Origin of the sequence: Ramlibacter alkalitolerans (assembly GCF_016722765.1) — a bacterium.
Lineage (GTDB): Bacteria > Pseudomonadota > Gammaproteobacteria > Burkholderiales > Burkholderiaceae_C > Ramlibacter > Ramlibacter alkalitolerans.
Genome location: NZ_JAEQND010000005.1, coordinates 1 through 19,491, shown reverse-complemented (window position 1 = coordinate 19,491; position 19,491 = coordinate 1). Strand labels below are relative to the sequence as shown.

19 protein-coding genes are annotated in these 19,491 nt (G+C 68.3%); 6 read left to right on the top strand and 13 right to left on the bottom strand.

Annotated features, from left to right (window positions below):
• Window positions 1-38 precede the first annotated feature (38 nt).
• The 5 genes from JI746_RS09530 to JI746_RS09510 all read right to left on the bottom strand — a co-directional run bounded on the left by JI746_RS09530 (window position 39) and on the right by JI746_RS09510 (window position 6,335).
• Window positions 39-1,355 (bottom strand): ABC transporter substrate-binding protein, encoded by a 1,317-nt coding sequence (locus JI746_RS09530; RefSeq protein ID WP_201688897.1) that lies wholly within the window; start codon window positions 1,353-1,355, stop codon window positions 39-41.
• Window positions 1,356-1,390: 35 nt separating this feature from the next.
• The gene (locus tag JI746_RS09525; RefSeq protein WP_201688895.1) at window positions 1,391-2,467 is read right to left on the bottom strand and encodes a branched-chain amino acid ABC transporter permease; all 1,077 of its coding nucleotides are present in this window, start codon (window positions 2,465-2,467) and stop codon (window positions 1,391-1,393) included.
• A 93-nt stretch (window positions 2,468-2,560) separates the two neighbouring features.
• Window positions 2,561-3,490, bottom strand: coding sequence for a branched-chain amino acid ABC transporter permease (locus tag JI746_RS09520; protein WP_201688893.1), 930 nt, complete (start codon window positions 3,488-3,490; stop codon window positions 2,561-2,563).
• Window positions 3,491-3,498: 8 nt separating this feature from the next.
• The gene (locus JI746_RS09515; RefSeq protein WP_236599729.1) at window positions 3,499-4,395 is read right to left on the bottom strand and encodes an ABC transporter ATP-binding protein; all 897 of its coding nucleotides are present in this window, start codon (window positions 4,393-4,395) and stop codon (window positions 3,499-3,501) included.
• A gap of 5 nt (window positions 4,396-4,400) precedes the next feature.
• Window positions 4,401-6,335, bottom strand: coding sequence for an AMP-binding protein (locus tag JI746_RS09510; protein ID WP_201688891.1), 1,935 nt, complete (start codon window positions 6,333-6,335; stop codon window positions 4,401-4,403).
• 167 nt (window positions 6,336-6,502) lie between these two features.
• Here JI746_RS09510 and JI746_RS09505 point away from each other — a divergent pair, with 167 nt between their 5' ends.
• The 3 genes from JI746_RS09505 (at window position 6,503) to JI746_RS09495 (ending at window position 10,831) form a co-directional block, all read left to right on the top strand.
• Complete coding sequence (locus tag JI746_RS09505) at window positions 6,503-7,558, top strand: HD-GYP domain-containing protein (protein ID WP_201688890.1); 1,056 nt, start codon at window positions 6,503-6,505, stop codon at window positions 7,556-7,558.
• 81 nt (window positions 7,559-7,639) lie between these two features.
• Window positions 7,640-10,027 (top strand): GspE/PulE family protein, encoded by a 2,388-nt coding sequence (locus tag JI746_RS09500; RefSeq protein WP_201688889.1) that lies wholly within the window; start codon window positions 7,640-7,642, stop codon window positions 10,025-10,027.
• A 33-nt stretch (window positions 10,028-10,060) separates the two neighbouring features.
• Window positions 10,061-10,831 carry a Crp/Fnr family transcriptional regulator gene (locus JI746_RS09495; RefSeq protein ID WP_201688882.1) on the top strand — a complete coding sequence of 257 codons (771 nt, stop codon included), beginning with the start codon at window positions 10,061-10,063 and terminating at the stop codon, window positions 10,829-10,831.
• Window positions 10,832-10,858: 27 nt separating this feature from the next.
• Here the strand turns inward: JI746_RS09495 and JI746_RS09490 are convergent, their stop codons facing one another.
• Complete coding sequence (locus JI746_RS09490; RefSeq protein ID WP_201688880.1) at window positions 10,859-11,455, bottom strand: hypothetical protein; 597 nt, start codon at window positions 11,453-11,455, stop codon at window positions 10,859-10,861.
• Between the two features lie 63 nt (window positions 11,456-11,518).
• On the opposite strand from JI746_RS09490, the gene JI746_RS09485 reads away from it, so the two are divergent.
• Window positions 11,519-12,286, top strand: a complete 768-nt coding sequence (locus tag JI746_RS09485) for a pseudouridine synthase (RefSeq protein ID WP_201688878.1) — start codon at window positions 11,519-11,521, stop codon at window positions 12,284-12,286.
• Between the two features lie 13 nt (window positions 12,287-12,299).
• Window positions 12,300-13,307 carry an ABC transporter substrate-binding protein gene (locus tag JI746_RS09480; protein ID WP_201688876.1) on the top strand — a complete coding sequence of 336 codons (1,008 nt, stop codon included), beginning with the start codon at window positions 12,300-12,302 and terminating at the stop codon, window positions 13,305-13,307.
• 9 nt (window positions 13,308-13,316) lie between these two features.
• Here JI746_RS09480 and JI746_RS09475 read toward each other — a convergent pair whose 3' ends face one another.
• The 7 genes from JI746_RS09475 to JI746_RS09445 form a co-directional block, all read right to left on the bottom strand.
• Entirely contained in the window at window positions 13,317-13,697 is a 381-nt protein-coding gene (locus JI746_RS09475; RefSeq protein WP_201688874.1) for a hypothetical protein, read from the bottom strand.
• 2 nt (window positions 13,698-13,699) lie between these two features.
• Window positions 13,700-14,257: a tetratricopeptide repeat protein gene (locus JI746_RS09470; protein WP_201688873.1), complete on the bottom strand. Its 558-nt coding sequence runs from the start codon at window positions 14,255-14,257 to the stop codon at window positions 13,700-13,702.
• Window positions 14,258-14,378: 121 nt separating this feature from the next.
• Window positions 14,379-16,025, bottom strand: coding sequence for a chaperonin GroEL (gene groL / locus JI746_RS09465; RefSeq protein WP_201688872.1), 1,647 nt, complete (start codon window positions 16,023-16,025; stop codon window positions 14,379-14,381).
• Window positions 16,026-16,075: 50 nt separating this feature from the next.
• Entirely contained in the window at window positions 16,076-16,393 is a 318-nt protein-coding gene (gene groES, locus JI746_RS09460) for a co-chaperone GroES (protein WP_201688871.1), read from the bottom strand.
• Window positions 16,394-16,651: 258 nt separating this feature from the next.
• Window positions 16,652-17,284, bottom strand: a complete 633-nt coding sequence (locus tag JI746_RS09455; protein ID WP_201688869.1) for a MarC family protein — start codon at window positions 17,282-17,284, stop codon at window positions 16,652-16,654.
• On the bottom strand, window positions 17,284-17,784 hold the full coding sequence (locus JI746_RS09450) for a MaoC family dehydratase (RefSeq protein WP_201688867.1): 501 nt from the start codon (window positions 17,782-17,784) through the stop codon (window positions 17,284-17,286). The genes JI746_RS09455 and JI746_RS09450 overlap by 1 nt, the downstream gene beginning before the upstream one ends.
• The gene (locus JI746_RS09445; RefSeq protein ID WP_201688864.1) at window positions 17,784-18,530 is read right to left on the bottom strand and encodes an SDR family oxidoreductase; all 747 of its coding nucleotides are present in this window, start codon (window positions 18,528-18,530) and stop codon (window positions 17,784-17,786) included. Before JI746_RS09445 ends, JI746_RS09450 begins: the two co-directional genes overlap by 1 nt.
• 133 nt (window positions 18,531-18,663) lie before the next feature.
• On the opposite strand from JI746_RS09445, the gene JI746_RS09440 reads away from it, so the two are divergent.
• The gene (locus tag JI746_RS09440) at window positions 18,664-19,347 is read left to right on the top strand and encodes a dienelactone hydrolase family protein (RefSeq protein WP_201688863.1); all 684 of its coding nucleotides are present in this window, start codon (window positions 18,664-18,666) and stop codon (window positions 19,345-19,347) included.
• Window positions 19,348-19,491 lie beyond the last annotated feature (144 nt).

Genomic DNA, 19,491 nt, shown 5'->3' with positions numbered 1-19,491 from the left:
ACCCCAACCCTCCCCCGAAGGGGAGGGAGCAAGTCAGATCAGGAACCGCAGTCGGTGGCCGGCCGACGCTGCAGCTTCTTGTCCGCCAGGTACTTCTCGGCGCCGGTCTTCACCATCGGCTTGATGATCTGTTCATCGGCCTGGTACCAGTCGCTGGTGAACTTCCACTGCTTGCCGTCCCAGGTCTGGATGCGGGCCCAGGTGGAACCCATGTGGTCCTGGCAGGAGGTGCTGACCGGGCGCATCACGCCGGCGAAGCCCAGCGCGTCCAGCTTCTTCTGGTCCAGGTTCAGGTTCTCCAGGCCCCAGCGCACCTGCTCGGACGTCATGACCTTGCCCTTGCCGAAGCGCTCCTGCGCGCGCCGCACCGCCTCCACGCCCAGCATCTGGATGATCAGGCCGCGCATGTACAGCACCGAGCCGACTTCGTCCTTCGGGCCCGTGCCCTGGCCCTTGTCGTGCACGTACTTGAGGATGTCCTTCACCACCTTGGAGTCGTGGTCGGCGCCGTGCTGCAGGGCGAGCGCGTTGTAGCCCTTGGCACCATCGGCGACGTCCTTGACGTCCGGCTCGGCGCCGGCCCACCACACGCCGTACATCTTCTCGCGCGGATAGCCCGTGGCCTGCGCTTCCTTCAGGGCGGTGGAGTTCATCACGCCCCAGCCCCACAGCAGCACGTAGTCGGGCCGCTGCTGGCGCACCTGCAGCCAGGCCGCCTTCTGTTCGACGCCGGGCGCGGTGACGGGGATCAGGTCGAGCGTGAAGCCGTGCATCTTCGCCCGCTCCTGCAGCAGCGGGATCGGCTCCTTGCCGAAGGGCGAGTCGTGGTACACGAGGGCGATCTTCTTGCCCTTGAGCTTGTCGAGGCCGCCTTCCTTCTTGGCGATGTGCTGGATCAGGATGTCGGAGCCGGTCCAGTAGCTGCCCAGGATCGGGAAGTTCCACTTGAAGGCGCTGCCGTCCTGGGCCACCGACAGGCCGTAGCCCACGGTGATCAGCGGGATCTTGTCCTTGTCCACCTTCTCGGTCAGCGCGAAGGTGATGCCGGTGGCCTGCGGGTCGAACAGCGTCACGCCGGCCCGGCCCTTCAGGCGCTCGTAGCACTCGACGCCGCGGTCGGTGGCGTAGCCGGTCTCGCATTCCTCGAACGTGAGCTTCACGCCGTTGATGCCGCCGTCGCGGGCGTTGATCATCTTGATGTAGTCCTGCTTGCCGTTGGCCCACGGCGTGCCGTTGGGCGCGTAGGGGCCGGTGCGGTAGGACAGCAGCGGGAAGAACTGCTCCTTGGCCTGGGCGAAGGCGCCCGCAGCGGCCGCGCCGAGCAGGGCGGCGGCAAGGACGGAACGAAACTTCATGGGATGTCTCCTCTTGGGTGTTGCGGAACGCGAACTCAATGCGGGAAGGGCCACAGGCGCAGCTTCTGCTTGCCGGTGGACCAGAGGCGGGCGAGCCCGTGCGGCTCGACCACCAGGAACCAGACGATCAGTGCGCCGAAGATCATGGTCTCGGCGTGCGACAGGCCGGCGGTGGAGATGGTCACGCCCAGTGCGCCGGCGAAGGCGGGCAGGAACTGGTTCAGGAAGATCGGCAGCACCACGATGAAGGCGGCGCCGAAGAAGGCGCCCATGATGGAGCCGAGCCCGCCGATGATCACCATGAACAGCAGGCGGAACGAGAGCTCCACCGAGAAGGCCGCGGGCTCCCAAGCCCCCAGGTACACGAAGGCCCACAGGGCGCCGGCCACGCCGACGATGAAGGAGCTCACTGCGAAGGCGCTCAGCTTGGCGTACATCGGGCGGATGCCGATCACCGCGGCGGCGACGTCCATGTCGCGGATCGCCATCCACTCGCGGCCGATCGCGCTGCGCACCAGGTTCTTCGCCAGCAGCGCCATCACGACCAGGAAGCCCAGGCAGAACAGGTACTTGCCGGTGCCGGAGTCGATCGAGAAGCCGAACACCTGCAGGTTGTTGACGGACACCGAGCCGGACGACGAGTCGTTGGTGAGCCACTTGATGCGCAGGAACATCCAGTCGGAGAAGAACTGCGCCGCGAGCGTGGCCACCGCCAGGTACAGGCCCTTGACGCGCAGGCTGGGCAGGCCGAACACGATCCCGAACAGCGTGGCGCAGACGCCCCCGAGCAGGATCGCGGGGATCACCGGCATGTCCGGCACGCGCACGAAGAAGTTGTAGGCCCCGTAGGCGCCGACCGCCATGAAGGCGCCGGAGCCGAGCGAGATCTGGCCGCAGTAGCCCACCAGGATGTTCACGCCCAGCGCCGCCAGCGCCATGATCAGGAAGGGGATCAGGATGGCGCGGAACATGTAGTCGCTGGCCAGCATGGGCACCAGCACGCAGGCGGCGAGCACGATCGCCGCGATCGCCCAGCGGTCCTGCAGGATCGGGAAGATCTGCTGGTCGCTGCGGTAGCTGGTCTTGAACTGGCCGTTTTCGCGGTAAAGCATGGTGGTCGTTGAGCGTTGAGCGTTGAGCGTTGAGCGTTGGGCGGGGCTTGGGTTGGCTGTTCTCGCTGAACGCTCAACGCCGAACGCCCAACCTCATACCCGGTCGATGATCTTTTCGCCGAACAGCCCTTGCGGGCGCACCAGCAGGAAGGCCAGCGCCAGCACGTAGGCGAACCAGATCTCGATGCCGCCGCCCACCAGCGGGCCGATGTAGACCTCCGAGAGCTTCTCGCCCACGCCGATGATCAGGCCGCCGATGATCGCGCCGGGCACCGAGGTGAGGCCGCCCAGGATCACCACCGGCAGCGCGCGCAAGGCCACCGTCGCCAGCGAGAACTGCACGCCCAGCTTGCTGCCCCAGATCATTCCGGCGACCAGCGCCACCACGCCAGCCACGCACCACACCACCACCCAGATGCGGGCCAGCGGAATGCCGATCGATTGCGCGGCCTGGTGGTCGTCGGCCACGGCCCGCAGCGCGCGGCCGGTGGACGTCTTCTGGAAGAACAGCGACAGCAGCGTCACCAGCGCGGCGGAGATCGCGGCGGCGATCAGGTCCTCCTGGTTGATCAGGATGCCGCCCTGGAACACGTTCTCGAACGCGATCACCGGATCCTTGGGCATGCCGACGTCGATCTTGTAGATGCTGTTGCCGAACAGCGTCTGCCCCAGGCCTTCGAGGAAGTAGGTGATGCCCAGCGTGGCCATCAGCAGCGTCGCGCCTTCCTGGTTCACCAGGTGGCGCAGCACCAGCCATTCGATCAGCCAGGCCACGGCGAACATGATCACGCCGGCCACGATGAACGCCAGCACGTTGGCCAGCACCAGGCTCTCGAAGCCGAACCACTTGGGCAGCCATTCCGAGAAGCGCGCCATCGCCAGCGCGGCGAACAGCACCATCGCGCCCTGCGCGAAGTTGAACACGCCGGAGGCCTTGAAGATCAGCACGAAGCCGAGCGCCACCAGCGAATACAGCATGCCCGTCATCAGGCCGCCGAGGAGGGTTTCGAGGAAAAAGCCCATCTGGATTCCTAGTGCGACGTGCCGAGATACGCGCGGATCACGTCCGGGTTGGCACGCACCTCGTCCGGCGTGCCGTCGCCGATCTTCTTGCCGTAATCGAGCACGACGACGCGGTCGGAGATGTCCATCACCACGCCCATGTCGTGCTCGATCAGGACCACCGTGGTGCCGAACTCGTCGTTCACGTCCAGGATGAAGCGGCACATGTCCTGCTTTTCCTCCAGGTTCATGCCGGCCATCGGCTCGTCGAGCAGCAGCACCTGCGGCTCCATCGCCAGCGCGCGACCGAGGTCGACGCGTTTCTGCAGCCCGTAGGAGAGCTGGCCCACGGGGACCTTGCGGTAGGCCTGGATCTCCAGGAAGTCGATGATCCGCTCGACGTACTCGCGGTGCCGGATCTCCTCGCGCTCGGCCGGGCCGATGCGCAGCGCCTGCAGGAACAGGTTGCTGCGGATGCGCAGGTTGCGGCCGGTCATGATGTTGTCCAGGACGCTCATGCCCTTGAACAGCGCCAGGTTCTGGAAGGTGCGGGCGATGCCCATCTGCGCCACCTGCCGGCTCTTCATGTGGTTGAAGCGCTTGCCGCGGAAGGTGATCGTGCCCTCCTGCGGCTGGTAGACGCCGTTGATGCAATTGAGCATGGAGCTCTTGCCGGCGCCGTTCGGGCCGATGATGGCGCGCACCTCGTGCTCGCGCACGTTGAACGATATGTCGGTGAGCGCCTTCACGCCGCCGAAGGCCAGCGAGATGTTCTGCACGTCGAGGATCACCTCGCCGATGCGGCGGCCGGTGGCGGGCGCATCTTCGGGCGCCGGCGCGGCGGCCGCGCGGCCCGGCGTGGCGACCTCGGCCTCGGCCGGCAGCGAGGTGAAGGCGGTATCGAGGGAGGGAGCGAGTTCTGCCATGATCTTCACGCCGCCGCCCTCACCGGCGCGAAGGTGCGGGCATCCATGATCTTCAGCGTCGCGCTCACGCTGCCGGTGCGCCCGTCCTCGAACTTCACCTGCGTCTCAATGTACTGCTCGGACTTGCCGCCGTACAGGGCATCCACGAGCACCGCGTAGCGCTGCGCGATGAAGCCGCGGCGGACCTTGTTGGTGCGCGTGAGCTCGCCGTCGTCGGCGTCGAGTTCCTTGTGCAGGACCAGGAAGCGGTGGACCTGGCTGCCGGCGAGCCGCTCGTCGGAGGCGAGGTCGGCGTTGACCTTCTCGATGCAGTCCTGGATCAGGCCGTACACCTCGGGCTTCTGCGCCAGGTCGGTGTAGCCCGCGTAGGGCAGGTTGCGCCGCTCGGCCCAGTTGCCCACCGCGTCGAAGTCGATGTTGATCATCACGCAGACACGCTCGCGGCCGTCGCCCACCGCGACGGCTTCCTTGATGTGGGGGAAGAACTTCAGCTTGTTCTCGATGTACTTGGGCGCGAACATGGAGCCGTCGGCGAGCCGCCCGACGTCCTTGGCGCGGTCGATGATCTTCAGGTGGCCCTGGCCGTCGAGGAAGCCGGCGTCGCCGGTGTGGTACCAGCCCTCGGCATCCTTCACTTCGGCCGTCGCCTGCGGATTCTTGTAGTACTCCTTGAGCAGGCCGGGCGAGCGCACCAGGATCTCGCCGCTGTCGGCCAGCCGGATCTCGACGCCGCGGCAGGGCACGCCCACGGTGTCGGCGTGCACCTGGTGGTCCGGCTGCATGCACACGAACACCGCGGTCTCGGTGCTGCCATAGAGCTGCTTGAGGTTGACGCCGATGGAGCGGTAGAACGTGAACAGGTCCGGGCCGATCGCCTCGCCGGCGGTGTAGGCCACGCGCACGCGCGACATGCCCAGGTTGTTGCGCAGCGGCCCGTACACCAGCAGGTTGCCCAGGGCGTACTTCACGCGATCGAGCGCGGCGACCGGCTGGCCATCGCGCAGCGCCGGCCCGACGCGCCGCGCGAGGTCCATGAAGGCATGGAACATCCGGCGCTTGACGATGCCGGCGTCCTCCATGCGGATCATCACGCTGGTGAGCAGCGCCTCGAAGATCCGCGGCGGCGCGAAGTAGTAGGTCGGGCCGATCTCCTTCAGGTCGATCATGACCGTGCTGCCCGACTCGGGGCAGTTCACGACATAGCCGCAGGCCAGCCACTGCGCATAGCTGAAGATGTTCTGGCCGATCCACGCCGGCGGCATGTAGGCCAGCACTTCCTCGCGCTCGGTCAGGCGGTCGAACTCCTGGCCGGCCTGGGCGCGATCGAGCAGGGTGCGGTGGGTGTGCACCACGCCCTTGGGTGTGCCGGTGGTGCCGGAGGTGAAGAACATGGCGGCCACGTCGTCCGGCTGCCCCTGTTCGACCTCGGCGCGGAACAGCCCGGGGTTCGCCTGCGCGGCGCGTTGTCCGGATTCGAGCAGCGCCTCCAGCCCCAGCAGCCCCGGCTCGCTGTACTTGCGCAGGCCGCGCGGGTCGTCGTAATAGATCGCGGCCAGTTGCGGGCAGCGATCGCGGATCTCCAGCAGCTTGTCGACCTGCTCCTGGTCTTCCGCCAGGGCGAAGCGGACCTCGGCGTTGTTGATCGGGAACACGCATTCCTCGGCAGCCGCGTCCTGGTACAGCGGCACCGGGATGGCGCCCAGCGACTGCGCGGCCAGCATGGTGGCGTACAGGCGCGGCCGGTTGGCGCCGATCACCACCATGTGCTCGCCGCGCGTCAGGCCGGCCTGCCGCAGGCCGCAGGCCAGTTGCTCCACCATGGCGGCCAGCCCGGCCCACGACAGGGCCTGCCAGATGCCGTATTCCTTCTCCCGCATCGCGGCGGCGGCAGGCCGCTGGGCTGCGTGCGCAAGCAGCAGCCGGGGGAAAGTTGTCTCCATGCCCGTGTCCTTCCCGGAAAGGTAGAGCGGCAATGTAGGGACGGGTTTGACGTCTATCTGTCTTTGCGCCGACATTCCTAGGGAATGTCCTAGTAGGGGCTGCCCCTAAGCTGGAGCCTCTTGAGGCAGGTCAAGTGCCCTGGCGCGGGCGCTGGTGCAATCCACGGATGCAAGCAGCAGCACCCGGTCCGGCCTCCGAACGCCAGCCTTCGAGGCCGGCGGGTTCGGCCTTGCTGGTGTCGATGGACGACCTCTGCGAGCCGAATCCGGCGCCGCAAGGGCGGCCGCAAGAGGCCCCGCAGCAGGAGATCCGGATGCTCGCCGGCGCGCCGGAACGAAGCCCCAACATCGTGCTGCGGCTCGATCCGTGCGGCAGCGTGCTCTATGCCAATCCGGCGGCGGCCGCCTTCCTGGCGGCCTGCGGGGCGGACGAGGGCCGGCGCGTGCCGGCGCCCTGGGCCGAAATGGCCCGCGAAGCCTGCGAGTCCGGCATGGTGCGCAGCGAGGAGATGGCGGTCGGCAGCGGCTGCTACGACGTGACGCTGGCACCCGTGCCCGGGGACGGCTACGTCCACGTGTATGCCGTGGACATCACGCGCCGCCGCCGCGCCGAGGCGGCCGCGCGCGAGGCCGGCCAGAAGCTCTTGCGCAGCCTGGAACAGACCGTCGCAGCGCTGGCGCGCGCCGTGGAAAAGCGCGACCCGTACACCTCCGGCCACCAGCAGCGCGTGGCCGCCATCGCGGTGGCGATCGCCGGCGAGATGGGATTGGCGCCGCACCGCATCGAGGGCCTGCGCCTGGGCGCGACGATCCACGACATCGGCAAGCTCCACACCCCGGCCGAACTGCTCACCAAGCCCGGCAAGCTGATGGCGCTGGAGCTGGCCTGGATCCGGCAGCACCCGCTGACGGGCCACGAGATCGTCAAGGACATCGACTTCCCCTGGCCCGTCGCCCAGATGGTGCTGCAGCACCATGAGCGCATGGACGGCAGCGGCTATCCGCACGGGCTGCAGGGCGAGGAGATCCTGCTGGAAGCGCGCATCCTCGCCGTGGCCGACGTGGTCGACGGCCTGAGCACGCACCGCGCCCACCGGCCCGCGCTGGGTGTCGCCGCGGCGCTGCAGGAGATCGAACGCATGCGCGGCCGCTGGCTCGATGCGCAGGCCGTCGACGCCTGCCTGCGGCTGTTGCGCGAACAGGGGTTCGTGCTGCCCGCCTGATTCTTCCCTGGTTGTTCGGGAACTGCGCTTGCACCGCGCCAGACGGTGGGCCGCAGGCTGATCGAGAAGGTTTTCCAAACGATGTCCACCCATTCCAATGTCGTGCCCGCAGTGGCCGATGCTTCCGAGCCCGTCGCGCTCGCCTGGCCCGCGCCGCACCACATGCGCGTCATCGACAACCAGGCGGCGCCGGATTGCGAGCGCGCGCTCGTCACCCTGCACGGCGGCGAGAAGCTGCTGGGGATCGTGCTGGCGCTCGATTTCGAGGGTGGCACACTGGACTTCCAGCCCGAGCGCGGCGGCAGGCGCTCGCTGGCGTTCCGGGAGTTCCGCAGCCTGTTCCTGTCACGCTCGATCGAACTCGAATCCGTGCCGCTGGCCGCACCCCCCGGCGCGGTGCTGACGCGGCCCAGGCGCGTCAAGCGGGCCTGCACCGTGCGGCTCAAGGACGGGGCCGTGCTGCAGGCGGAGGTGGCCGCGGTGCTGCCGCGCCAGGCCGGCCTGTTCCTGTACGTGGTGAACTACGCCGACGCGGTGCTGCGCTGGTTCGTGCCGGCGCAGGCGGTGGCGCACTATCGCGTGGGCGAGCACGTGAGCACGCTGCCGCAGGAGTTGGTGCAGCTGCAGCCGGCGCCGGCGGCCAACGTCGGCGAATTCAACGGCCGCGACCGCAGCGAGACGCGCGCCGACGTCGAGGAGGCCCTGGCGCGCCGCAAGCTCGATCGCAAGCACTTGGGCGACGTGCTGGTGCAGGAAGGCGTGATCACGCCGCAGCAGCGCGACGCGGCGATGGAGCGGCAGAAGAAGGACGAGGGCCGCCAGCTGCACGAGCTGCTGGTGGAGATGGGCGCCGTCAGCCGCGAGGTGATCCGGCAGGTGATGGTCAGCCAGCTCGGCGTGCCGGCGGTGAACCTCACGCGCTTTCCCTTCGATCCGAACGCGGTGAAGGCGATCACGCCGGAGCTGGCGCGCAAGCACCTGGCCATGCCGCTGTTCCGCTCGGAAAAGCGCATGACCGTGGCGCTGGAGAACCCGCTGTCCTGGGAAGCGCTGCACGAACTGGAATTCTTCACCGGCCTGAAGGTCGACCCCTGCCTGGCGACGAAGCCGGAACTGCAGGTGGCGATCGAGCAGTTCTATGGCGAGCGTGGCAGCAGCGAGAAGGTCGGCCAGCTGCTGCAGCGCCTGGGCGAAGAGACCGGGCTGGCGGCCGAGACGGCGAAGGAGGACCCGGTCAGCGAGTCCGACAACACGCTGGTGCGGCTGGTGAACAAGATGATCATGGACGCCTTCGAGCAGGGCGCCTCGGACGTCCACGTCGAATCGCGCGCTGACGACAAGCCGAGCCGGGTGCGCTTTCGCATCGACGGCGTGCTCACGCCCTACATCGAGGTGCCGCCGAACTTCCGCGCCGCCTTCGTCTCGCGCCTGAAGATCATGGCCGAACTGGACATCTCCGAGCGGCGCCGGCCGCAGGACGGCCGCATCCTGTTCGAGAACTGGGGGCCGCGCCACCTCGAGCTGCGGGTGGTGACGATCCCCACCGCGGGCGGACTCGAAGACGTGGTGATGCGCATCTTGGCGGCGCCGCGGGCGCTGTCGCTGGAACAGCTCGCCATTCCGCCGCGCGACCTGGACCACCTCAAGCAGATGGCGGCCCGCAGCTATGGGCTGCTGCTCGTGTGCGGCCCCACCGGCTCGGGCAAGACCACCACGCTGCACTCGCTGCTGGCGCACATCAACACGCCGGACCGCAAGATCTGGACGGTCGAAGACCCGGTGGAGATCACGCAGGACGGCCTGTGCCAGGTGCAGGTCAACGCGAAGCTGGGCCTGAGCTTCCCCGAGGTGCTGAAAAGCTTCCTGCGCGCCGATCCGGACGTGATCATGGTGGGCGAGACGCGCGACGCCGAGACCGCACGCACCGTCACCACCGCCTCGCTGACGGGACACGTGGTGTTCTCCACCATGCACACCAACAGCGCGGTGGAAAGCGTGCTGCGCCTGCTGGACCTGGAGGTGGACGCGTTCAATTTCTCCGATGCGCTGCTCGGAGTGGTCGGCCAGCGGCTGGTGCGCAAGCTGTGCCGGTGCAAGCGGCCGCACCCGGCGAGCGCGGAGGAGATCGATGCGCTGGCGCACGAATACTGCCGCGAGACGCACCAGGCGCCGGAGGAGATCGCGGCCCGCTGGCGCTCCCGCTACGGCAACGCGCAGGGCCAGGTCACGCTGTATGCGCCGGGCGGCTGTCCCGAATGCGACCACAGCGGCTACAAGGGACGGCTGGGCGTGTATGAGATGCTGATGAACTCGCCGGCGGTGAAGAAGGCGATCCAGCAGAGAGCGCCCGCGGACGAAATCCTGCGGCTGGCTGTTGCGGATGGCATGACAACGCTCGAACAAGATGCGCTGGAGAAGACGATGCAAGGGCATCTTGATCTGAAACAGGTTCTTGCCAGCTGCCGGTGACCAGAATGGGACAAAGCTTGCGGAAGTGAAAGCATGATCCCCGCTGAACTCACCCTCCACCAGCGCAGGCGCGACCCGACGCCAGCGGAACTCGCGAGCATTCCCTGGTTGCCCGTGCTGCTGCCGGCCGAACGCGAACGCACGGTGTCGCAGATCAAGGTCGGCGATGCACTGCCCGGCGACTACGTGTGCCGGGTGGGGCGCCCGGTGACCTACTGGTTCGGGGTCGTCGAGGGCCTGCTCAAGATGAGCAACGACAACGAGCAGGGCCAGAGCATCACCTTCAGCGGGCTGCCTCCGGGCGGCTGGTTCGGCGAAGGCACGGTGCTCAAGCGGGAAAGCTACCGCTACAACGTGCAGGCCCTGCGCAAGAGCGTGGTCGCCGGCCTGCCGGTCGACACCTTCCACTGGCTGCTCGATCATTCCATCGGCTTCAACCGCTTCGTGATGAACCAGCTGAACGAGCGGCTGGGGCAGTTCATCGCCGCGCGCGAGATCGACCGCATGAGCAATCCGGACCTGCGGGTGGCCCGCAGCCTGGCGGCGCTGTTCAACGCGGTGCTGTTCCCCGGCGTGGGCGAGGTGCTGCGCATCACGCAGCAGGAACTGGCCTACCTCGTCGGGCTGTCGCGCCAGCGCGTGAACGAGGCGCTCGCGACCTTGCAGGAGCAGGGCATCATCCAGGTGGAGTACGGCGGGCTGCGCGTGCTGGACCTGCAGGCGCTGCGCACGACGGTGCCGATGCCGCGCATCAAGACCACCGCCAGCCCGCAGAACACGACCGGGTCGGCCGCGCCGGTTTGAGCCGCGCCGGCCTGGGCCGGCCGGCTTTCAGCTTCCGGCGGCGCGGGCCAGCCGGCGCCCTTCGTCCAGCAGCCCGGGCCAGTCGCGCGCCGGCAGCGAAGCCCCGGCGCCCCGGCTGCTCTTCTTCCACACGAACAGCGACTGCCCGTTGTGCGCGCCGGCGTAGTCCGCGCCGGCATCGACGGTGTCCAGCCTCCCCTGCGGCGCGGCGCGCGCGAGCGGCACGACGGCCACGGTGACTTCGTACCAGGTGTCGGGGTGCTCCTCGCCGCGTGCCTCGCGCACCGAATAGCGCACCTGCACCAGGGCGAAGGGCGCGTGGGCGGCGCGGCCCTCGATGATGCGGGGACACTGCAGCTGGCCGTCCTGCGCCCAGGTGTCCCACGGCGCGGGCCGGCCGAAGCGGTCGCAGTCGCCGGGAGTGCCGGGGCGGAAGCTGCCTTGCACCGCGCGCGCGCCCGTGCTCCAGTCGGCGTCGCGGTGCGCCTCGATGCGCCGCCCGACCAGGAACACCAGCGAGAACAGGGGCACGACCAGCACCGCTGCCAGCGTGTGCAGGCCGCGCAGCCACGCCGCCCCGCCGGCGACGACCACGACAAGCAGCAGGGCGACCAGCCACGACATGGGCTGAATCGTACCGGAGCAGGGGCGCCCGCCGGCCGGCCTTGTGCACAATCGGTGCGTCCCATGAATGCCGAATCCAGCACGACCCGCCTGAACAAGCGCATGGCCGACCTCGGCCTGTGCTCGCGCCGCGAGGCGGACGAGTGGATCGCGCGCGGCTGGGTGAAGGTGGACGGCCAGGTCGCGCCCATGGGCCTGCAGGTCGGGCCGCAGGCGCGCATCGAGGTCGACCCGAAGGCGCGCGGCCAGCAGCGCGAGCAGGTCACCATCCTGCTGCACAAGCCGGTCGGCTACGTGAGCGGCCAGGCCGAGGACGGCTACGAACCGGCCAAGGTGCTGGTGCAGCCGCGCACGCGCTGGAAGGGCGACCTGTCGCCGCGGCGCTTCGCGCCCTCGCAGCTCCAGAGCCTCGTGCCGGCGGGCCGCCTCGACATCGATTCCACCGGGCTGCTGGTGCTGACGCAGGACGGCCGGGTGGCGCGCCAGCTGATCGCGGAAGACTCCAGCATCGAGAAGGAGTATCTCGTGCGGGTCGGGTTCGGCACCGTGGCCGAAAACGTGCAGGCCGCGTTCCCCCCCGGTCAACTGGCACGGCTGCGGCACGGCCTGAGCCTCGACGGCCAGCCGCTCAAGCCGGCGCGGGTGGACTGGCAGAACCCGGAGCAACTGCGCTTCGTGCTCACCGAAGGCAAGAAGCGCCAGATCCGGCGCATGTGCGAGGCGGTCGGCCTGCGGGTGGTGGGCCTCAAGCGCGTGCGCATCGGGCGCGTCACGCTCGGGCAGCTGCCGCTGGGGCAGTGGCGTTATCTCGGGCCGCACGAGCGGTTCTGAACGAGGAGACCCGATGAAGCCGTGGCTGGCCGCCCTCGCGCTCGCCTGCAGCGCGGTGCACGCGCAGGGCACCGTCAACGCCATCTGCAGCACGGACCAGTCCTGGTGCGAGCTGGCCGCGCAGGAATTCAGCAAGGCGACCGGCATCCGCGTGCTGCAGACGCGCAAGCCGACCGGCGAAGCGCTGGCGCAGATCCGCGCCGAAGCCGCCAACCCGAAGACGGACCTGTGGTGGGGCGGCACCGGCGACCCCTTCTACCAGGCGGCGGAAGCCGGCCTGCTGGAGCCCTACCGGCCCGGCTACCTGGACGACCTGCACGGCTGGGCGGTGCGCCAGTACGCCATGAGCCAGAACCGGGTCGGCGGCTTCTACACCAGCGCGATCGGCTTCGGCTGGAACGCGGAGGTGCTCCGGAAACGGAAGCTGCCGCCGAAGTGCTGGAAGGACCTGCTCGATCCCCGCTACAAGGGCGAGATCGAGACCTCGCACCCCGGCTCCAGCGGCACCGGCTACACCATCCTCGCCGGCCTGGTGCAGCTGATGGGGGAAGACGCCGCCTTCGACTACCTGAAGAAACTGCACCGCAACGTGAGCCAGTACACCCGCAGCGGCACGGCGCAGGCGCGCAGCGTGGCGAAGGGCGAGGTCGCCATCGGCGTGAGTTTCATTTTCGGCTTCGACAACGAGCGGCTGACGAACAGGTTCCCGGTCTTCGCCGCCGCGCCCTGCGAAGGCACGCCCTACGAGATCGGCGGCATCGCCCTGATCCACGGCGCGCGCAACCCGGCCGAGGCGAAGCGCTACTACGACTGGCTGATGAGCCCGGCCGGCCAGCAGATCGGCGCCCGCGCGAACAGCCTGCAGGTGCCCGCCAACAAGACCTTCAAGCCCGATCCGCGCATCCCGACGCTGGAGAACGTGCGCCTGATCCAGTACGACTTCGAGAAGTTCGGCAAGGCGGCGGAGCGCCGGCGCCTGGTGGAGCGCTGGGTGCGCGAGGTGGAAGCGCTGCCGCGCTGATCGCAGGCTTCAGGCCGGCGTGAGCTTGCCGGCCAGCAGGACGCGGCCGAGCGCCTCGACGGCGCTGGCCGTCTGCGCGTCTTCGTGCATGCGCTGCTGCACGGCATCGAGCAGGGTGGGGAATTCCGGGTCGTTCAGCAGCCCGGCGCCGAATTCGCGCGCCAGTTCCGACTCGAGGTAGATGCGCACCGCCTTGCGGGGGCGATCCGGGTCGTCGGGCGCGATCGCGGCGATGCGCTGGGCCGTGGCTGCGGAGACCGTGCCGGGACTGCGCTGCCCCGCTGGCGCGCGGCTTGCGGCCCCGGCCTTGCTTCTCGCCGGCCCGCGCACGCCCGCAAGCTGGGTGCGGACGACCGCGGCGAGCCCATGGCCGGGGTCTATCGGGCGCATGTTCAGTGCAGGCCGCGCGAATACGCCGAGAGCAGCACGTGCCCGGTGCCCGTCCCCTCCTCGCTGCCTGACCCGCGGCTTTCGAGCCGCTCGACGGCTTCGACCACCTGCACGATATCGGAGCACAGGGCCGGGTTGGCGGGGGTGCATTGCAGGCCGCGGCGCAAGTGCGCCAGCGACTCGCTGAAGGCGTTCTGCCCGAGGGCGGCGAACCCGCGCACGAAGTGCAGCAGGGCATCCGACTCCGGCAGGGAAAGGAGCGGCTGCCAGGTCAGCAGCGCCACCGGCGCCCGCGAAGAGGTGAATTGCAGCAGGCCGAGCTGGTAGCGCGCCAGGGCGAAGTCGGGTGCCAGCAGCAGCGCGTTGGCGAAGGACAGCTCCGCCTGGGCGAAGTCGCCGGCGCTGGCCTGTTCGGAGGCGAGCAGGAAATGTGGCAGCGCCGAGGCGGGATCGGCCTCGCTGGCGCGCTGGAAGAAGGCGAAGGCGGCGTCGCTGCGGCCCTCGCGGCTGGCGGCCATGCCTTCGGCAAGGAGACGGTCGAGATCGGGGGGATGGTCCATGATGCTTCCTTGGAGAGTACATCCGCCGGATGGAGGATCCGTTTAGCGTCGCTCCGGAACGAAAAAAAAGCCGCGGCTTGCACCGCGGCTTCTCATCAGAGCTGGGGAGCTCAGGCGGACATTACATGTCCATGCCGCCCATGCCACCCATGCCGCCGCCCATGCCGCCAGGCATGGCGGGCGCTTCGTCCTTCGGCGCTTCGGCGACCATCGCTTCGGTGGTCAGCATCAGCGAGGCCACGGACGCGGCGTTCTGCAGCGCGGTGCGGGTCACCTTGGTCGGGTCCAGGATACCCATCTCGATCATGTCGCCATAGGTGTCGTTGGCCGCGTTGAAGCCGTAGTTGCCACTGCCGTTCAGCACGGCATTGATCACCACGCTCGGCTCGCCACCGGCGTTGGCCACGATCTCGCGCAGCGGGAACTCGATGGCCTTCAGGACCAGCTTGATGCCGGCGTCCTGGTCGGGGTTGTCGCCCTTGAGTTCACCGATCTGCTGGCGCGCACGCAGCAGGGCCACGCCACCGCCGGCCACGATGCCTTCTTCCACGGCAGCGCGGGTGGCATGCAGCGCGTCTTCCACGCGGGCCTTCTTTTCCTTCATTTCCACTTCGGTCGCGGCGCCGACCTTGATCACGGCCACACCGCCGGCCAGCTTGGCCACGCGCTCCTGCAGCTTCTCGCGGTCGTAGTCGGACGTGGCCTCCTCGATCTGCACGCGGATCTGCTTGACGCGCGCTTCGATGTCGGCGGCGGCACCGGCGCCATCGATGATGGTGGTGTTTTCCTTGCCCACTTCGATGCGCTTGGCCTGGCCCAGGTCGGCCAGCGTCACCTTCTCGAGCGTCAGGCCGACTTCTTCCGAAATCACCTTGCCGCCGGTCAGGATGGCGATGTCTTCCAGCATGGCCTTGCGGCGGTCGCCGAAGCCCGGGGCCTTGACGGCCACGACCTTCAGGATGCCGCGGATGGTGTTGACCACCAGGGTCGCCAGCGCTTCGCCTTCGACTTCCTCGGCCACGATCAGCAGCGGGCGGGAGGCCTTGGCGACCTGCTCCAGCACGGGCAGCAGGTCACGGATGCTGGAAACCTTCTTGTCGTACAGCAGCACGAAGGGGTTGTCCAGCAGGGCGGACTGCTTCTCGGGGTTGTTGATGAAGTAGGGCGACAGGTAGCCGCGGTCGAACTGCATGCCTTCGACGACATCCAGCTCGTTCTGCAGGGACTTGCCGTCTTCGACGGTGATCACGCCTTCCTTGCCGACCTTGTCCATCGCGTCGGCGATGATCTGGCCGATGGACTCGTCGCTGTTGGCGGAGATGGAGCCGACCTGCGCGATTTCCTTGGAGGTGGTCGTCGGCTTGGAGGCGCTCTTCAGCTGCTCCGTCAGGGCCAGGACGGCCTTGTCGATGCCGCGCTTGAGGTCCATCGGGTTCATGCCGGCGGCCACGTACTTCATGCCTTCGCGCACGATGGCCTGGGCCAGCACGGTGGCGGTGGTGGTGCCGTCACCGGCGTTGTCGCTGGTCTTGGAAGCGACTTCCTTGACCATCTGGGCGCCCATGTTCTGGAGCTTGTCCTTCAGCTCGACTTCCTTGGCCACGGACACGCCGTCCTTGGTCACGGTGGGGGCGCCGAAGGAGCGCTCGAGCACCACGTTGCGGCCCTTGGGGCCCAGGGTGACCTTGACCGCGTTGGCCAGGATGTTCACGCCTTCGACCATGCGGTGACGCGCGTCAGCGCCGAAAACAACGTCTTTAGCTGCCATGTGTTCTTACCTCGGTGAGTATTCGGGGGGATGAATGGAACGGAAGGCGCTCAGGCGACCTTCTTGAGACCGGCGGCCTGGCCTTCGATCACGGCGAACAGGTCGTCTTCCTTCATGACCAGCAGCTCTTCGCCATCGACCTTGACGGTCTGGCCGCTGTACTTGCCGAACAGCACGCGGTCGCCGACCTGCACGTTCAGCTGGATGGTTTCGCCCTTGTCGTTCTTGCGGCCGGGGCCGACGGCCAGGACTTCACCCTGGTCCGGCTTCTCGGCGGCGTTGTCCGGGATCACGATGCCGGACGCCGTCTTGGTTTCCTGTTCGAGGCGCTTGACGATCACACGGTCGTGCAGAGGACGAAGTTTCATTGCATCTCCTTCAATGAGAGTTTGGGCATCAAAAAGCGCCAACAGAAAAGTTAGCGCTCATTAACTGATGTGGAGGGTGCTGGCAGCTCGGCTGTTAGCACTCAACTCCAACGAGTGCTAATGATAAGGGAAGTCTTGTCGGTTTCAAGCCCTGCGGGCCGTCATCCGGGACCTACGGCGCCAAGTGTGGAGTGTTTCCAGGCCGCGCCAGCCGCGGACGGCCCAGGCGCGGCGCGGCAACGGAGGCTTGCGAACCGCCTAGCCGCGCAAGGTGGGGAAGAGCTTGCCCAGCCCCTCGGCCATCACTTCGACCGCCAGCGCCGCCAGGATCAGGCCCATGAGCCGCGTCAGCACGTTGATCCCGGTCTTGCCCAGGATGCGCGCGATCGGCTCGGCCAGCGCGAAGCACACGGCCGTGACCAGCGCAATCACGACACCGTAGCCGACCAGGATCGAGAGCTCGAAGGCGTTCCGCGCGCGCTCGGCGTAGATCACCACCGTCGACATCGTCGCCGGCCCGGTGAGCAGGGGGATGGTCAGCGGCACCACCGCCACGCTGTCGCCCATGGCGGCCTTCTCCGCGCCGGCTTCCAGTTCGTTGCTCGAAGGCTTGGCCTCCGCCGGCTTGGCATTGAGCATGTTCAGCGAACTGGTGAGCAGCAGCATGCCGCCGCCGACCTGGAAGCTCGCGAGCGAGATGCCGAAGAACTCCAGGATGCGGATGCCGAACAGCGCACAGGCGGCGATCACCAGGAAGGCCGTCACCGCGGACACCACCACCGTGTGGCGCCGCTGCTCGCCCGTCATCCCGTGCGTGTAGTAGATGAAGAACGGGATGATCGCCGGCGGATTGACGATCGCCAGCAGGGTGATCAGCGGCTTGAAGTCCATCAGGCGCCGGCGCGCTGCGCATCGATGCGCGCCAGTTCCTCCGCGGTGGCGGGCTCGCGGCGGCCGAAGAAGCCGTAGCCCTCCATCTCCATCACCTTGTCGCCATGCTGGTTGAACATCTCCCAGCGCGCGCGGACCATGCCCGTGTCCGCGCGCTTGCGCAGCGGCCGCGACTCCACGATGGTGTGGCGCAGCGAGAGCACGTCGCCCGGGTACACGGGCTTGAGCCACTTGAGGCTCTCCAGGCCCGGCGAGCCCTTGCTGTCGGTGTGGCGCAGCAGGTTGTCCACGGTCAGCCGCATCGCCAGCCCGCAGGTCTGCCAGCCGCTGGCGGCCAGGGCGCCGAACATCGACCGGCGCCCCGCCTCCTCGTCGAGGTGGAAGGGCTGCGGGTCGTACTTCGCCGCGAACTCCTGGATCTCCTCCTTCGTCACCGTCGTCGTGCCCAGCTCGCGCACCGTGCCGGGCTGCATGTCTTCCCACCAGATCGTCACGGCCATCAGCGGCCTCCCGAGACTTCGACCAGCGACATCGTGGTGTAGCTCGCCTCGGGCGAGAGCAGCCAGACGATCGCCTGCGCCACTTCCTCGGCGCTGCCGCCGCGCTGCATGGGCACCTGGTGCTGCAGGTCGCGCACCCGGTTCGGCAGGCCGCCCGAAGCGTGGATGTCGGTCTCGATCAGCCCCGGCCGCACCGCATTGACGCGGATGCCTTCGGCCGCGACCTCCTTGGCCAGACCGATCGTGAAGCTGTCGATCGCGCCCTTGGCCGCCGCGTAGTCGACGTACTGGCCCGGCGCGCCAAGCCGCGCCGCGGCGCTGGAGACGTTGACGATCGCGCCGCCGCGCCCGCCATGGCGCGTGCTCATGCGCCGGATCGCCTCGCGGGCGCAGAGGAAGCTGCCGATCACGTTGATGTCGAACATGCGCTTCAGGCGCGCCAGGTCCATCTCGTCGACGCGCTGCGGCCGGTCGACCACGCCGGCGTTGTTGACGAGCGCGGTGAGCCGCCCGAGTTGCGCGTCCACCTGGGCGAACAGCGCGAGCACCTGCTGCTCCTCGGCGACGTCGCCCTGCAGCGCGAGCGCGGTGCCGCCGGCCGCACGGATCGTGCGAACGACTTCCTCGGCCGCCGCTCCGTTGCGGGTGTAGTTCACGGCCACCTTGTAGCCCTTGCGCGCAGCCAGGACGGCCGTCGCCGCGCCGATGCCGCGGCTGCCGCCGGTGACCAGGAGCACTTCATCCATTCTTTCTTCTCCACTGCCGCGCAGGCTGCGGCGCGAGCCGCCATTACATCAAAAGCCCGTCGGTTGACGCGCCCGGTCCCCTGAGGGAAGCTCGCGCCTTCCCGAATTCCAACACCCCACACAGGAGACACTCATGGGCCAGTTCACCGAAATCAAGGCCGCCGACGGCCAGTCCATTCCCGCCTACGTGGCGCAGCCCAAGGGCCAGGCCAAGGGCGGCATCGTGGTCATCCAGGAGATCTTCGGCGTCAACTCGCACATCCGCAACGTGGCGGACGGCTACGCAGAGCAGGGCTATCTCGCGGTCGCGCCGGCGACCTTCCATCGCGTCAAGCCGAACGTGGAGCTGGGCTACGAACAGGCCGACATGGAGCAGGGCATGGCCCTGAAGGCCGCCACCGAGAGCCTGCCCTCGCCCGGCGTGATGCAGGACATCCAGGCCGCCATCCAGCATGCTTCGCAGGCGGGCAAGGTGGGCATCGTCGGCTACTGCTACGGCGGCCTGCTGACGTGGCGCTCGGCCTGCACCCTCGACGGCCTGAGTGCCGCGGTGCCCTACTACGGCGGCGGCGTCACCACGCCGGACGAAGTCGCCCGCAAGCCGAAGTGCCCGGTGCTGGCGCACTTCGGCGACCAGGACCACTGGATCTCGCTCGAGAGCGTCGAAGCGTTCAAGAAGGCGCATCCGGAGGTGGAGGTCCACGTCTACCACGCCAACCACGGCTTCAACTGCGACCATCGCGGCTCGTACAACGCCGAAGCCGCGAAGCTGGCGCTCGAGCGCACGCTGGCGTTCTTCGCCAAGCACGTCGGCTGATGTCCTCCGTCATCCCCGCGCAGGCGGGGGGCGGTCTCAACCGGTCAATGCAACGGTGGCTGCCAGCCTTTCGGCTGGTGACTCGAATCCCAAAGTCTCTCTGGGACGTGTATTGAGCTTTCTGGCGACCTGGTCTAGCTGCTC

Excerpts from the sequence above, each read along its gene's own strand:
- JI746_RS09530 (WP_201688897.1), bottom strand. The coding sequence starts at position 1,355 with ATGAAGTTTCGTTCCGTCCTTGCCGCCGCCCTGCTCGGCGCGGCCGCT.
- JI746_RS09525 (WP_201688895.1), bottom strand. The coding sequence starts at position 2,467 with ATGCTTTACCGCGAAAACGGCCAGTTCAAGACCAGCTACCGCAGCGAC.
- JI746_RS09520 (WP_201688893.1), bottom strand. The coding sequence starts at position 3,490 with ATGGGCTTTTTCCTCGAAACCCTCCTCGGCGGCCTGATGACGGGCATG.
- JI746_RS09515 (WP_236599729.1), bottom strand. The coding sequence starts at position 4,395 with ATGGCAGAACTCGCTCCCTCCCTCGATACCGCCTTCACCTCGCTGCCG.
- JI746_RS09510 (WP_201688891.1), bottom strand. The coding sequence starts at position 6,335 with ATGGAGACAACTTTCCCCCGGCTGCTGCTTGCGCACGCAGCCCAGCGG.
- JI746_RS09505 (WP_201688890.1), top strand. The coding sequence starts at position 6,503 with ATGCAAGCAGCAGCACCCGGTCCGGCCTCCGAACGCCAGCCTTCGAGG.
- JI746_RS09500 (WP_201688889.1), top strand. The coding sequence starts at position 7,640 with ATGTCCACCCATTCCAATGTCGTGCCCGCAGTGGCCGATGCTTCCGAG.
- JI746_RS09495 (WP_201688882.1), top strand. The coding sequence starts at position 10,061 with ATGATCCCCGCTGAACTCACCCTCCACCAGCGCAGGCGCGACCCGACG.
- JI746_RS09490 (WP_201688880.1), bottom strand. The coding sequence starts at position 11,455 with ATGTCGTGGCTGGTCGCCCTGCTGCTTGTCGTGGTCGTCGCCGGCGGG.
- JI746_RS09485 (WP_201688878.1), top strand. The coding sequence starts at position 11,519 with ATGAATGCCGAATCCAGCACGACCCGCCTGAACAAGCGCATGGCCGAC.
- JI746_RS09480 (WP_201688876.1), top strand. The coding sequence starts at position 12,300 with ATGAAGCCGTGGCTGGCCGCCCTCGCGCTCGCCTGCAGCGCGGTGCAC.
- JI746_RS09475 (WP_201688874.1), bottom strand. The coding sequence starts at position 13,697 with ATGCGCCCGATAGACCCCGGCCATGGGCTCGCCGCGGTCGTCCGCACC.
- JI746_RS09470 (WP_201688873.1), bottom strand. The coding sequence starts at position 14,257 with ATGGACCATCCCCCCGATCTCGACCGTCTCCTTGCCGAAGGCATGGCC.
- groL (WP_201688872.1), bottom strand. The coding sequence starts at position 16,025 with ATGGCAGCTAAAGACGTTGTTTTCGGCGCTGACGCGCGTCACCGCATG.
- groES (WP_201688871.1), bottom strand. The coding sequence starts at position 16,393 with ATGAAACTTCGTCCTCTGCACGACCGTGTGATCGTCAAGCGCCTCGAA.
- JI746_RS09455 (WP_201688869.1), bottom strand. The coding sequence starts at position 17,284 with ATGGACTTCAAGCCGCTGATCACCCTGCTGGCGATCGTCAATCCGCCG.
- JI746_RS09450 (WP_201688867.1), bottom strand. The coding sequence starts at position 17,784 with ATGGCCGTGACGATCTGGTGGGAAGACATGCAGCCCGGCACGGTGCGC.
- JI746_RS09445 (WP_201688864.1), bottom strand. The coding sequence starts at position 18,530 with ATGGATGAAGTGCTCCTGGTCACCGGCGGCAGCCGCGGCATCGGCGCG.
- JI746_RS09440 (WP_201688863.1), top strand. The coding sequence starts at position 18,664 with ATGGGCCAGTTCACCGAAATCAAGGCCGCCGACGGCCAGTCCATTCCC.